Raw genomic sequence first — 14,551 nt, 5'->3', positions numbered from 1 at the left:
AAATTATACCTTTTTTTTACTTATTTTTAAACTAAAAAGGCTCGTAGGTAAGCGTTTACTTGTTTTACTTTGTCATTCTAAAATCACCGTGTATCATGTATAATAAATTAAGTAGAAGGGAGTGTTTTTAATGCAAACACTAAAACTTGAAAAACTCTTGCACGTTTTAAAAGAACACGCAAATGATACCGTTTATAACTACACAGTTCCTGATTTATGGAATTGTTTTGATTATAAAGGGGAAGAACTCATTAAAACCCCTAACCACGAACTAATGGTAAACCCTTATAACTTCTTTAGTTATTTAATTGAACACGTCCTTTTAAAAAAACATAAAACTGATTTTGACCCGGGCGTCTCATTATCCAAAGCACTAAATTTAAAACCTAAGAAAACCCAACTTGCTGGTGACTGGGTTAAAGAAAGTGTTATGTATAGTACCATGATTCGTACAAGTGCTGCTTGGGATAATGATCGTAGTGGTGCCCTTGAAGATGAAAATATTTATAAAATGAAAGAAACTGGAACGTTTGTTAAAATGCTCGCTTTACTCCCGTTACTTGATAAAATGGGCATCAATACTGTTTATATGTTACCTATTTCTAAATTTAGTTTAAAAGATAAAAAAGGTGATTTGGGAAGTCCTTATGGCGTAAGTAACTTTAATGAACTAGATCCTAATTTAAAAGAGTCTTTAACAAAAGACGCGATGACATTAGATGAAGAATTTCAAGCCTTTATCGAAGCCTGTCACTTACTCAATATGCGTGTTATGATTGACATCATTCCAAGAACTAACGCCGTAGAAAACGATTTAATTAAAGACCATCCTGATTGGTTTTACTGGATTAAAGCCAGTGCGTTTGATCAATACCGCGTCCCTTATGTTGAAGGGATTGAAGATACCGCATCACCTGTTTTAGAGCACATGCCTAAAGTTTATGAAAGTGATGATGTCTTACGTCATATCAATATGTTCCAATTAAATCCTAAAGCACAAGATGCTGCTTTATGGGAAAAAGTTAGAAAAAGCAAAAACATTATTGATGCCATTGAAAAGCATTACGATTTAAAAATCGCACCCGCTTTTAGTGATCATATCAATGATATTCAACCGCCTTGGACAGACATCACGTTTTTTAGAATGTATATGGATCATCCAAAAGAAACCGTTGGTTTCTTAAAAAATAAAGCGGTTGCGCCTTATATTTTATATGACACAATTAAGTCAAATATGTACCACGGTGAAATACCTAATGATGGGTTATGGGAAAAGTTAGCTAATATCGTACCATCTTATCAAAAACGTTTTGGTATTGATGGCGCACGCATTGATATGGGTCATGCATTGCCTGCTAAACTTATTCAAATGATTTTTGATAGAGCGCGTAAAATCGATCCAGACTTCGCCTTTATTGCTGAAGAACTTCAACCTAAAAATGCCAGTGCTGCACGCGAGGTTGGCTACAACATGATTATTGGCAATGGCTTCATTATGGCCCCACGCATTTGGCAAGGTAAAGCACATGAATTTTATTATGATTCTCGTCATTTAAAAGCCCCTGTATTTGCATGCACTGAAACCCATGATACGCCACGTATTGCAGCAAGAGATGGTTATGAAACATTATCTAAAACCACAACTATCTTAAATATGTTCATGCCAAACGGCGTTCCGTTTATAAACTCTGGCCAAGAAATATTTGAAAAACAACCTATGAATACAGGTCTTGATTGTTCAAGTGAAGACTTATACAAACTAGAACCAAATGATCCTTACTATGGTAAACTTCCTTTATTTGATCGATATCAATTTCATTACTTACATCGTGATAGATGGGTACTCCCTAATATATTAGATTTTATTAAACCCTTTAGAAAAAAATATTTATCACAAATAACAAACACGAACTATTTTGTCCACATTCTAGACGATAATAAACTGTTTATTGGTTATGCGTTTTATAAGAAAACAAAAGCAAATAAAAATAATGTCTTATTAGTACTAGCAAACTTAAATCCTTATCATGAGTATTATTCAAAACCTAGTATTAAAGCGATAAGAGATGCAAGTAATAATCATGAAACCATTGGAAAACTATTATTTTCTACGCATGAAGGACCGCGTGATTTTACACAGTTTTATGACTATAATCAAATCGACTTACATTTAGGGGCTGGAGAGGTTAAAATCGTTGAGTTCTAAGATTTTAATGATTAATGGTTCACCTAATTTAAATGGGTATACGATGGCTTGTGCAGAGAAGATTTTTGAGCCCTTTACTTATGAACTCTTGCATGCTTACCGTCTTAATATTAATCCTTGTGATGACTGTAAGGTATGTCATCATGTATTACGCTGTAAACATAAAGATGCTATAGAAAGTGTCATTGAAAAAATCAAGCATTCCGATACGCTTATCTTAGTCAGTCCAGTTTATTTTGGGGCAATGACCGATCAACTGCTTAAAATAATTAATCGTTTCCAGCAATTGTTTGAAGCAAAATACACCCATAAAAGTACTCCAATAAAACTAAAAAATCTTTATGTTATTTCTACTTGTGCTGCCCCACAGGATACAATGTTTGATGGCATTAAACTTACAACATCCATTTTAAAAGAATTATTTTCTGTAGAAAATGTATCCATATTTACAGCTAATAATACTGATCATATAACCAACATACTATCAGAAAACAAATCCTCAATTGAACAGTTTTCTCAACAAGTAAAAAAAGAGCTCGAATAAAAATTATTCGAGCTCTTTTGTGTTAATATTAAATTCTTTTACTACACGGTCATATAGAATTTTAATTAGTAAAATTTGAACTGGCCACTTAAGAAATAGTATTAGTATACGAATTGGTTGTTGAGGTAAGATGGTGTAAAATGCATCACGCCATGAACCGGCATAATTCCATATTAATATCATGGTACCGTTAATGAAAAATTCTAAAATTGAAGCAATAATAATAACCATTACAATTCGTTTAATTTTCCAGTTTTTCTTGAATATTACAAGACCCGATATAATCCCCCATAACATTGTAGAAAGCGTCATTAAGTTTAAGTCATAACCGAATGTCACTAGATAAACAACATCTGTAACAAATCCAGCAATTCCACCCATAATTGGGCCAAATAACCCTCCGATAATAATTAATGGGAGTTCATAAAATGTGATTCTAAACCCCGGGGTTGTGGTTGCTTGAAAAATAATTTTGATGACACTTGCCATCGATGTTAACATTGCCACTAAAGTAATTCGTTTTACTGCTAAACGTTCTTGACTCATAATAAAAAACCTCCTTTTTTTAAGAGGTCCAAAAAAATTACTCATAACATATCAAGTAAGATCAGTGGACGCGCCGTTTTACCGCCACAAATGTGTTCGTTTATACCCGACATCCCATGGTATAACACTTCACGCAAAACAGCCACTCTGATAGTTACTATTTTAACAAGTTTAGTAAGTATTTCAAGGACTAATTTTAAAATTAATCGGCTTTATATTGTGTTTGGTCAAATACGCATTTGTTTTTGAAAAATGTTTACAACCTAAAAAGCCTCTATGGGCTGATAAAGGACTTGGATGAGGCGCTTTCAAAATCAAATGTTTCGGATTAGAAATTAGAGATTCTTTACTTTGTGCATGTTTTCCCCATAACATAAATACCACTGGCGTATCTTTTTTATTTAGTGCGTTAATAATAGCATCTGTGAAGCGTTCCCATCCTAAATTTTGATGCGATAAAGGTTTAGAGTCTTCAACGGTTAATGTAGTATTTAAAAGCAAAACACCTTCATTAGCCCATGAAGTTAAATCACCATGTGAGGGGGCAAAAATATCCAAATCATATTCTAACTCTTTGAAAATATTCTTCAGTGATGGTGGAATTTTAACACCTTTTGGTACACTAAAAGCAAGTCCCATTGCTTGATCTTTTTGATGGTAGGGATCTTGGCCTAAAATAACAGCTTTGACATTTTCATAAGGGGTTAGAGTTAAGGCTTTAAACCAATCTTCTTGTTTCGGATAAATAGGGTGTTGTTTTTGTAGCTGATTAACTTTTTTTAATAAATCAGTGAAATATTGGGCTTTTAGTTCCTTACTTAATAGTTTTTTCCATTCGCTCATATTCATCACCTCTATTTCATTATACATAAAAAAGACACTACCTGAGTAGTGTCTTTAAGAATTATTTAAATTTAATTTGTGCTTGTGCAGCTGCGATAATCGCAAGTGGTAAGCGGTATGGTGAACATGAAACATAATCAAGTCCTGCTTTATGGAAGAACTCAACACTTTCAGGGTCTCCTCCGTGCTCTCCACAGATACCTAAAATTAAGTTTTTGTTTCCTTCTTTACCTTTTGAAACCGCTGTTTCAACTAATGCGCCAACACCTTCTTGGTCGATTGATTGGAATACATCGTGCTCAAAGATTTTTAATTCTTGGTATTGATGGATGAATTTACCAGCATCATCACGGCTAAATCCAAATGTCATTTGCGTTAAATCATTTGTTCCAAAACTGAAGAAGTCTGCTTCTTTAGCTACTTGGTCAGCAACGAGTGTCGCACGTGGTGTTTCAATCATTGTACCAACTAAGTATTTAACTTCGATACCAGATTCTTTAATTAAAGCATCTGCAGTTTCAACAACATATTTTTTCAAGAATGTAAATTCTCCAAGGGTTGAGATAAGTGGAATCATAATTTCCGGTTTAACTTTTACGCCTTCTTTTGCCATTTCTATTGCAGCTAAAATAATAGCTTTAACTTGCATAACAGTAATTTCAGGGTAAGTAACCGCTAAACGACAACCACGGTGTCCTAACATTGGGTTGAATTCATGTAAAGTTTCAAGGGCACGGATTAAACGTTCTTCAGAAACGTTTAATTTTGCGGCAACTTCTTTAACTTCTTCTTTTTGTGGTAAGAATTCATGTAGAGGTGGGTCTAATAAACGAATTGTAACACTTTTACCATCCATAACTTTAAAGATTTCTTTAAAGTCTTTTAACTGATGCGGTAAAATTCTTTCTAAAGCCGCTTCGCGCTCTTCAACAGTTTCTGCAATAATCATTGCGCGAACGTCTGTAATTCTTTGGTCATCAAAGAACATATGTTCAGTACGCGTAAGTCCAATACCTTCAGCACCATATTTAATCGCAGTTAAAGCATCTCTTTCGTTATCAGCGTTAGCTTTAACCCCTAAACGTTTGATTGCTCTTGACCATTCTAAGATAGTTTCAAATTCTTGACTGAATTCTGGTAATTTTGTTTCGATTTTACCTGGATAAATTAATCCAGTTGAACCGTCAATTGAGAAGAAGTCACCTTCATGGTATTTCTTACCATTAATTGTCATGTAGCCTGCAGCTTCATTAATTGATAAAGCCCCAACACCAGAAACACAACATTTACCCATACCACGCGCAACAACAGCCGCATGTGAAGTCATTCCACCAAGTTGGGTAACAAATCCTTCAGCAACAATCATCCCTTCAATATCTTCAGGGCTAGTTTCTTTTCTAAATAATAATACTTTTCCGTATTCTTCTTTTAATAAAACTGCTTTTTCACTTGAGAATACTATACGTCCAAATGCAGCACCAGGTGATGCAGCTAAACCTTTAGCAATACTCTCAGCTTTAGCAACTGATTTTTCTTCAAATACTGGATGTAATAATTGATCGATTTGGTATGGATCAATACGTAATAATGCTTCTTCTTTAGTAAGTAAACCTTCTTCTACTAAATCAACAGCAATTTTAACTGCAGCCGCTGCAGTACGTTTACCCGTACGTGTTTGTAAGATAAATAATTTACCATCTTCGATTGTAAACTCAACATCTTGCATTTCTTTATAATGTGCTTCTAAACGGTCTAAAATATCCGTTAACTCTTTATAAAGTACTGGGCGTGCTTTGTCTAATTCATCTAAATCAAGTGGTGTACGAATTCCAGCAACAATGTCTTCACCTTGTGCATTAAATAAGAACTCACCAAAAATATGTTTTTCACCAGTTTTAGGATTACGTGTAAATAATACACCAGTTCCTGAATCATCACCAGTATTTCCGTAAACCATTTCTTGTACGTTTACAGCTGTTCCTAAGTCATGAGGAATTTTATTATGGTTACGGTAAATACGTGCACGTGGTGTATCCCAACTTCTAAATACAGCGTCGATTGACATGTATAATTGTTCCATTGGGTCTTGTGGGAATGGATTCCCTACTTCGCGCTCATAAATTGCTAAGAACTCATCACAAATTACTTTCCAGTCCTCAGCTGCTAAGTCAGTATCGTTTGCAACGTTTTTATCCGCTTTTGCTTTATCTAAAACGTGCTCGAATAAATCTGAATCAACTTCTAGTACAACTTCAGCAAACATTTGAATTAAACGACGGTATAAGTCATAAATAAAACGTGGATTGTTTGTTTTTTCAATCATTGTCCCTATAACTTTGTCATTCATTCCTAAGTTTAAAATAGTATTCATCATTCCAGGCATTGAAAACTTAGCGCCAGAACGAACAGAAACTAATAATGGATTGTCTCCACTACCAAATAGTTTTCCTGTTTTTTCTTCAAGTTTTTTTACGTATGTTTTAATATCATCAAGTAATTCTTGTGAGTTTTTACCACCGTTTTTGTAATAATCTGTACACATTTCGGTAGTGACGATGAATCCTGCAGGAACAGGAACACCAAGTTTAGTCATCTCTGATAAGTTAGCACCTTTACCACCAAGTAAGTCTTTTTGGCTTTGGCTACCTTCTTCAAACATGTAAATTCTCTTCATAATATTCACCTTTCATAAATATGATTTTTATCATTATTTCAACACGTCAGTATTATATCATTTAAGTAAGTAAAGTTCAACTGAAAAGGGTGGTTTTTTGGCTTATTATAGCCCTATCTAAGTGATAACGCTTACATGAGATAAGAATATAAAAATCCTCCGCTTAATACGGAGGATTTAACTTATTTTTTAACTTTTATCCTTTGGCCATCTTTGTTAGGGTGATCTTTTAAGTAAGCAAGTATGGCATTATAATGTGTATCTTTTCCAGGTTTGCACGCTGATAAATGGTCAACTTCTTCTTCAATGATGCCCTCAGCAAATGCTGCACATCCAGGAAATCCGCAAGCGCCACAGTCATAACCAGGTAATAATTCTTTTACATCTTTTAGTCGTGGGTCTGCTTCTACTTTTAAGTAATCAGACGCAAACGCTAAACCAAGTCCTAAAAGGCCGCCAAGGCCACCAAGTACACCAAGTGTAATTAATGCTTCCATGTTATTCTTCCTCCACTGTATTTTGTTTTAGTGCACAACCATAGTTGCTACACGCACCACATTTGATTGGATCAATCTTTAAATCAATAGGTGCAGGGGTATTTTTATTGAGACTATAACTAATAATGTAGAGTCCAATAATAAATGCTATAAATAATACGCCATAACCCATGAATTAAACAATCCCTGCTAATCCAAGGAAAGCAATTGCCATAATTCCTGCTGTAACAAGCGCAACAGGAACCCCTTTCCATGAATCTGGTGTATTTGCTGAATCTAAACGCTCACGGATGCTAGAAAAAGCAAACATGATAAGTCCAAATCCGAGTGCTGTACCAAACGCTGTTACAATCGCTACTGCAAACCCTGGGAAGACACTATATTGTCCTGCAAAGTCATCAGATATATTTGAAACAGCTACCCCTAAAATCGCACAGTTTGTGGTGATCAGTGGTAAATAAATGCCTAAACTTTTGTAAAGTGCTTTACTGGTTTTTTTAATGAACATCTCAACAAGTTGTACAAGTGATGCAATAATTAAAATGAAAGCAATGGTTTGTACATATTCTATGTTAAGTGGGACCAGTACTAAATAATAAAGTAAGTATGTAACAGCCGAGGCTACTACCATAACAAACATAACAGCCATGCTCATACCGAGTGCTGATGAAGATTTTTTACTAACCCCTAAGAACGGACAAACACCTAAGAAACGAAGTAAGATAACGTTATTAATAAGCATTGATGAAAATATTGCTACGAAGAATACTGTCCAACTCATTAGTTACCACCTGCACTTTCTAATTCTTTTTGTCTTTTACGTTCTAATGCGATACGTTTTTTCTCTTCAATCATACGTTGACGATCTAAATCTTTAATTTTATCTTTTTTAATTTTAATGCCGTTAAATAGTGCTAAGAATCCACCAATTACGATAAATCCTCCTGCTGGTCCTGCGAATACTGCCATTTGGAATATGTAGGTATCTAAATTAATGATAGACCCTTTTATAGGTAATGGTAAGAACTCCCCATATCCTATCGCACCTGTTGCTAAAAACTCTCTTGTAAATCCGATAATCACTAAGGCAAATGTAAACCCTAAAGCCATACCTAATCCGTCAATGGCACTATTTAAAACACCATTTTTGGAAGCATAACTCTCTGCACGCCCTAAGATTAAACAGTTAACAACAATAAGCGGAATGAATATACCAAGTGATTCATGAAGTGCTGGTGCAAACGCTTCTGTTAACATGCCGACTACGGTTACAAACGTTGATATAACAACGATGTAAGCAGGTATTTTAATTTCTGCTGGAATTAAGTTTTTAATTAGTGAAACAACAACGTTGCTACTAATTAACACGAATATTACTAGAATTCCCATTCCTAAACTTGTTTCTAAAAAGCTTGTGACTGCTAAGGCTGGACACATACCAAGTAAGAATACAAATATCGGATTTTCTTTCACAAAGCCTTTAGTTAAATTCGCTAATCGCCCTGTTTCATCTTTTACTTTTTTTGCAATGTTTTTATCTGCCATGGTTATTCACCGTCCCTTTCGCGAAGATGCGTTTGCGCATCACGGACTGCGTTATAAATTGCATCTCCTGTTTCAGATGCACCCGCATAGACATCGCGGTTAAAGTCGTTTACATCATCAAGGCCAATAAAGCCTGGGATGCTATTGAATGCTGGGTCTGCTATCCCTGAGGATTCTCTGTGTTCTCCTACAATAATACTAGCTACAGTGCCATCTAAATATAACCCGATTTCAAGTTCTAGTACTTGTCCATATTCAAAGAAACCATATCCTCTAGCATCAACACTGTATACATATCCAATTAAAACGTCTTCACTGTCATAAAGCGGACGTGAACCAGTTAAAATCGTATGATCAATAGTAACACTGTCACCAATTGAGGCTGCTTCGATTATATAATTACGGATAGTTCTTAAATTTTCATCCTCATCAGCTCTTAAGAATGCATGCGCTGCTAAAGTTTCTAGTACTTCTTCTATGGTTCCTGTTAAATCAAGTGTAATTGTTGATACATGTTCGCCAACATAGGCATCTAATGCACTAAACGCAGTGATTAAATCATTCGGTACATCTTCATCTAATGCCAATACACCAATAAATTCTTTATCAGTATTAACCGCAAATCCAATAAGATAATCGGTACCACCTATGTTAATTAGTCCTTGATAAACATAGCCTATGATACTGTTATCGCCATCATAAATAGCTACTTCGCTTGTAATCGTACCTGCAGTAAAACTAGCTGCTTCTTCATAACGATCTGCGTTATCAAATATCGTTTGGTATTCTTCTAAAATCGGATCGCCAGCAACCAAGATAATTGAAGCTTCGACGATTTTTCTAACACTAGTGTAAGTACTCGTTGCTCCAGTACTTGAATCATAACTTAAATTTGCAATATCTTGATTGGTAAAGTTAGGTAAATAATTATTTACAATTCCTGAAACATAAGTTGTTGTATTCGTTGTCTCAGTAATAGTAACCCCAACGATTTTACCACTTCTATTGATTCCTACAACGACATTCACATAGCCAAATGCATTATTGTCAGTTCCTCTAAATGCATAGCCTAATAAATTCCCATTGTTATCATAAAATGTTAACTTTTGCGTAACCGCACTATGGGCAATATCTTCTTCAACGATATTATTAGGATCTAACGTTGGATACATTTCTACATAGACTGTTAAACGCGCAAGTTCTCTATTTCTTTCAATGCGTTCTTCTGTTAAAGCGTTCGTTCCCCAAATGAGTCCCCCGCTAACCATACCGATAATAAGTAATACGAATGCAGTTTTAAATTTAGCCAACATAATTTGCACCTACTGTCACACTGATTATAGTTACTAATATCACGGCAATAAAAATTAACACACCGCGTTTAGAAAAACGACTCTTTGCCCATTTCGGATAATCGATTGCTGGGACAAACATATTCATAATTAATAAACTGAATGCTACCCCTTCAGGATAACTTCCAAATAAACGGATTACAAATGTTATTACCCCAAGTCCAAACGCAAAATATAAACGTCCTGGACGTGTCGTAGGACTTGTTATTGGATCGGTTGCCATGTAAATCGCTCCAAATAATAAGCCACCCGCTAATACATGGGTTAATGGATAGTACATTCCTAAATCTTGTGTAAACATAATCGCTAAACTTAAAACAAATACGGTTGCGATATATGTAAGTGGGATAAATACATCAAATGATTTTCTAAATAATAAGTACGCCCCACCAAGTAAAATAAGTAATGCACTTGTTTCTCCTAATGCACCTGGAATACCGATTCCTGTAAACATACGCCATACTGTGTAGTTACTTGTAACATCTGCAAAAGGTTCAAGCATTAATGCGCCAAGCACTGTTGCGCCAACTTCACTATCAATAAATATATTACTAACTGCAACAGCGCCACCAAAACTAAGTGCAATGAAAATACGTGCGAATGCTGCAATGTTAAATACGTTTTGTCCCATACCACCAAAAATTAATTTAGCTAAGAACACCCCAACAACACCACCAATAATAACTACTAAAATAGGCGTTGCATCGGGAATAGTTAATCCATAAATTAAACCACTTACAATAACGGTGAAGTTATATAAAGTAAAACTTTTGTTTTTAAGTTTAAATGTTAAGTTTTCTTCTGTTGGTCTTGTACTTGCATAAGTTTTTAACTGCTCTTTAACTTCTTTAACTTGAGATTTGTACTCAGTTAAATACGCTTTAAAATCTTCTTTTGTCAAAGATTTTTGTTTTTCTTCTTTTTCTTTTTTAAGCGCCGCAAGTTTTACATGAAATTCTGTATTATTAAACTTTCTTGCTTTAAAATCTTGAACTTGATAATAAAGATATTCTGTTGCTACCATTGATAAAACAGCTGCTAATAAAATAGAAACAGCAGCTAAGCCATATTGTACAATCGCAAATATAACAAGTGGTGAAAGTGCGATTGCCACATCACGCATCATACGGACGACGCTAGCCATTGGTCTTCTTAAATGTGGACTTCTCTTTTGTATAATTTCCATCATATCACCCTAATATTTTCTTTGCTTCTCTGACGTAGTTTGTTACATGGATTTTGCTTGTACATACATACGCACAAAGCCCACATTCAATACATTTTTTCGCTTCTAATAGTTCCATAGTTTTTTTATCGTTACGTTTGACGGCATTCATAATATTAACCGGTTGAATATCAACTGGACAACTTAATACACATGATGCACAGCGTACACATGGTTCTTCTTTATAATCAACATCTTTAAAAACAAGAACACTCGTTGTTGTTGGTGTTACAACAACATTTGTACTTTTAACTGCGGTCCCCATCATCGGTCCACCGATAATAATTTCGATTTTTTCTACATCTTGTTTGAATCCATCACTTAACTTAATTAAATCTTCAACAGGCGTCCCAACAAGGACACGAATACTTTGTGGGAAGTTAATGGCATCTCCGTTAATAGTTAAATAACGTTTGGTAATGGGTAAGTTATGTTTAATCGCATCATAAATACTTTGGCATGTAGATACGTTAAATCCTATGATGCCGTATTTCATTGGAAGTTGTCCAGAAGGCACTTTAATGCCTAAGGCTTTTTCAAAGGTTTCGACTTCCCAACCTTGTGGATAATAATTACCAAGTTTTGCAATTTTAATGTCGTGATTTTTAAAACGTGTTAACTCACGTTCTAACACTTCAATCAACTCTTTTTTTGTTTTTTTAATTGCAATAACGCCTTTTTTAGCACTTACAGCTTGCATAATGTAAGTCAGTCCTCTAAAAATTTGTTCTGGTTGATCCTTAATTAAACGGTAATCACTACTTAAATAAGGTTCACATTCTACAGCATTTATAACGACTGTGTGAATATTTTCTTTTGTCGCTAGTTTAATATACGAAGGAAACCCACTTCCACCTAAACCAACTAAAGATTTTTCTTTAACGATTTCGACAATTTCATCTTGTGTTAATGTTTCAATAAAACTATCTGGACGATCTGTAATGCTTTCATGATATTCATCTTTAAAATCATTACGAACCGTGATGAATTCTGCATCAATTCCGGTTGAGTCAATTTTTGTAACAATGCCTTCTACAAAACCACTAATGGTTGAATAGATTGGTTGTTTGAAGAAGCCACCATCGCGTTCTCCAATAATTTGACCAAGCTTAACACGATCGCCTTCTTTAACACTAAGTGTGTATGTTTTACATCTTGATGTAGTTAAATTGAGGTAAACTTTTTCAGGGTCGACATAGCGCAAAGTAGGTAATTCTTTTGTCAACTGTTTATAATCAGCGACGCGTTTCTCTTTACTAATCATGTATTCACATCCTCATATATTTTCAGTTAATTTTGTCTATTTGTTCTAAAATAGTTGCTTTAAATTGAGCAATTTTATCATCCGCTTCTTGAACTGAAGCTTCTTTTAGTGCAATGTAAATTTTTAACTTTGGTTCTGTGCCACTTGGTCTTAAAACAAACCAACTGTCATCTTCTAAAATAAACTTAATTACATTTGATTGCGGTAAGTCCATTACAATTTTTCTACCTTCTTCATATCGAGTTTGTAATTGATAATCTTCTTTTGCAACCACTTTTATATCCATGAATGTTTCTGGTTTAAAGTTTCTGTAATAAGCCATAATTTGATTAATTCGTTCTTCGCCTGCTTTGCCTTCTAAACTAATGTTTACTAAATCTTCTCGGTAAGCCCCATACATCGAGTAAAGGGATTCCAAATAATCAATGAGTGTTTTACCTTCATGTTTTAACTCATTCGCAATCTCACTAGCTAAAATCATTGCTTGGATTGAGTCTTTATCACGAACAAAATCTTTTATGACATACCCATAGGATTCTTCATAACCCATTAGGAAGGTTTCATTTGATGACTCAATTTCTTTCATCTTTTCCCCTATAAACTTAAAGCCGGTTAAAGTTGAAACAACGTTAACACCATAGGTTTGTGCAATTTTAGCGCCAAAATCACTGGTTACAACCGTGTTATAGATAACGCCATGGTCTGGCAGTGTGTTTTGCGCTTTTCTATTTTTTAAAATATAATCAATAAAAATTGCACCGGTTTGATTTCCTGTTAAATAGTGGTATTCATTGTTATGTAATACAGCAATACCTAAGCGGTCTCCATCAGGGTCTGTTGCAATCAATAAATCACCTTTATGACTTCTTCCGTATTTAACAGCATATTCAAATGCTGATTTATCTTCTGGATTTGGCGATTTAACCGTTGAGAAGTTAGGGTCTGCAACCATTTGTTCTTCAACGGGTATAACATCAAATTTGTTTTCTACTAAACTTCTAAGCCCAATTTCTCTACTGGCTCCATGAAGTGGTGTAAATATTACTTTTAAGATTTTTTTTCGGTTTTCATTAAGTTGTACCGTACGAATGTGATGTAAATATTCTGTGTCCATGCTTCTGCCTAACATTAAGACAAACCCTTTTTCTTTTGCCTCATCAAAGCGCATCACTTCTAAAGAAAATAAATCTTCGACTTCATCTACATATTTCACCACTTGATCTGCTAAATGAGGCACAAGTTGACACCCTTCTTTATCATAGATTTTAAATCCATTATAATTCGGTGGGTTATGAGATGCAGTGACCATTATACCGCCAACAGCTTTTGTTTGTCTAACCGCAAAAGAAAGTAATGGTGTTGGGCGAATATTGTCAAATAAAAAAGATTTGATGCCATGTGCTGCTAAGACACCGACACAGACCTTTGCAAATTCTTCACTTTTATGGCGGTTATCGTAAGCAATTGCAACGCCACGGTTTTTCGCATCTTGATCGTATTCGAGTAAGAATTTCGCAAAACCATGTGCTGCTTTACGTAACGTATACATGTTCATTCGGTTAATACCAGCGCCGATGATGCCACGCATACCACCAGTTCCAAAGCTTAAAGGTTTATAAAATGCTTCTTCAATTTGACTTTCATCCATCTTTTGTAACTCATCTTTTAGTTCTAGATCTAATTGATCATAATTTAACCATTGATCATAGACTTTGTTCACGGGTTCACACCCTTTCATATATATATATAATAATGAATATATTTTTAACATTTGTATTATAACTTATAGGGCTTTCTTTTTCAATACTAAATCCTTTTTTCTAAATAAAAGCCAATAAAAAAAGCCGATTAAATC

At 34.7% G+C, this 14,551-nt stretch carries 12 protein-coding genes and 1 riboswitch; of the genes, 2 read left to right on the top strand and 10 right to left on the bottom strand.

Features of this window, described 5'->3' with window-relative positions; translation table 11 throughout:
* The first annotated feature begins 130 nt into the window (after nucleotides 1–130).
* Both ACHAJD_RS05175 and ACHAJD_RS05170 read left to right on the top strand, forming a co-directional pair.
* Complete coding sequence (locus ACHAJD_RS05175; protein ID WP_435584805.1) at nucleotides 131–2,206, top strand: alpha-amylase family protein; 2,076 nt, start codon at nucleotides 131–133, stop codon at nucleotides 2,204–2,206.
* On the top strand, nucleotides 2,196–2,750 hold the full coding sequence (locus ACHAJD_RS05170) for a flavodoxin family protein (protein ID WP_435584804.1): 555 nt from the start codon (nucleotides 2,196–2,198) through the stop codon (nucleotides 2,748–2,750). The genes ACHAJD_RS05175 and ACHAJD_RS05170 overlap by 11 nt, the downstream gene beginning before the upstream one ends.
* Nucleotides 2,751–2,753: 3 nt before the next feature.
* Here ACHAJD_RS05170 and ACHAJD_RS05165 read toward each other — a convergent pair whose 3' ends face one another.
* From ACHAJD_RS05165 to ACHAJD_RS05120, 10 genes are all read right to left on the bottom strand, one after another.
* Complete coding sequence (locus tag ACHAJD_RS05165; RefSeq protein ID WP_435584803.1) at nucleotides 2,754–3,296, bottom strand: folate family ECF transporter S component; 543 nt, start codon at nucleotides 3,294–3,296, stop codon at nucleotides 2,754–2,756.
* A 60-nt stretch (nucleotides 3,297–3,356) separates the two neighbouring features.
* A riboswitch (THF riboswitch) is annotated at nucleotides 3,357–3,448 on the bottom strand.
* 31 nt (nucleotides 3,449–3,479) lie between these two features.
* On the bottom strand, nucleotides 3,480–4,139 hold the full coding sequence (gene ung / locus ACHAJD_RS05160) for a uracil-DNA glycosylase (protein ID WP_435584802.1): 660 nt from the start codon (nucleotides 4,137–4,139) through the stop codon (nucleotides 3,480–3,482).
* 61 nt (nucleotides 4,140–4,200) lie between these two features.
* A complete protein-coding gene (gene ppdK / locus ACHAJD_RS05155) occupies nucleotides 4,201–6,822 on the bottom strand; it encodes a pyruvate, phosphate dikinase (protein WP_435584801.1) in 2,622 nt (873 codons plus the stop codon).
* Between the two features lie 173 nt (nucleotides 6,823–6,995).
* Nucleotides 6,996–7,310, bottom strand: coding sequence for a (Fe-S)-binding protein (locus tag ACHAJD_RS05150; RefSeq protein ID WP_435584800.1), 315 nt, complete (start codon nucleotides 7,308–7,310; stop codon nucleotides 6,996–6,998).
* Nucleotides 7,311–7,485: 175 nt separating this feature from the next.
* Complete coding sequence (locus tag ACHAJD_RS05145; protein ID WP_435584799.1) at nucleotides 7,486–8,091, bottom strand: electron transport complex protein RnfA; 606 nt, start codon at nucleotides 8,089–8,091, stop codon at nucleotides 7,486–7,488.
* Complete coding sequence (rsxE, locus tag ACHAJD_RS05140) at nucleotides 8,091–8,855, bottom strand: electron transport complex subunit RsxE (RefSeq protein WP_435584798.1); 765 nt, start codon at nucleotides 8,853–8,855, stop codon at nucleotides 8,091–8,093. Before rsxE ends, ACHAJD_RS05145 begins: the two co-directional genes overlap by 1 nt.
* A gap of 2 nt (nucleotides 8,856–8,857) precedes the next feature.
* The gene (locus ACHAJD_RS05135; protein WP_435584797.1) at nucleotides 8,858–10,168 is read right to left on the bottom strand and encodes an FMN-binding protein; all 1,311 of its coding nucleotides are present in this window, start codon (nucleotides 10,166–10,168) and stop codon (nucleotides 8,858–8,860) included.
* The gene (locus tag ACHAJD_RS05130; RefSeq protein ID WP_435584796.1) at nucleotides 10,158–11,393 is read right to left on the bottom strand and encodes an RnfABCDGE type electron transport complex subunit D; all 1,236 of its coding nucleotides are present in this window, start codon (nucleotides 11,391–11,393) and stop codon (nucleotides 10,158–10,160) included. The genes ACHAJD_RS05135 and ACHAJD_RS05130 overlap by 11 nt, the downstream gene beginning before the upstream one ends.
* Before the next feature lie 4 nt (nucleotides 11,394–11,397).
* Nucleotides 11,398–12,696, bottom strand: coding sequence for an RnfC family protein (locus tag ACHAJD_RS05125; RefSeq protein WP_435584795.1), 1,299 nt, complete (start codon nucleotides 12,694–12,696; stop codon nucleotides 11,398–11,400).
* 22 nt (nucleotides 12,697–12,718) lie between these two features.
* Nucleotides 12,719–14,416 carry a phospho-sugar mutase gene (locus tag ACHAJD_RS05120; protein WP_435584794.1) on the bottom strand — a complete coding sequence of 566 codons (1,698 nt, stop codon included), beginning with the start codon at nucleotides 14,414–14,416 and terminating at the stop codon, nucleotides 12,719–12,721.
* Nucleotides 14,417–14,551 lie beyond the last annotated feature (135 nt).

This window comes from Liberiplasma polymorphum, from assembly GCF_043951795.1.
Taxonomy (GTDB): Bacteria; Bacillota_I; Bacilli_A; order Izemoplasmatales; family Izemoplasmataceae; genus Liberiplasma; species Liberiplasma polymorphum.
This window is presented reverse-complemented; position numbering and strand designations above follow the sequence as displayed.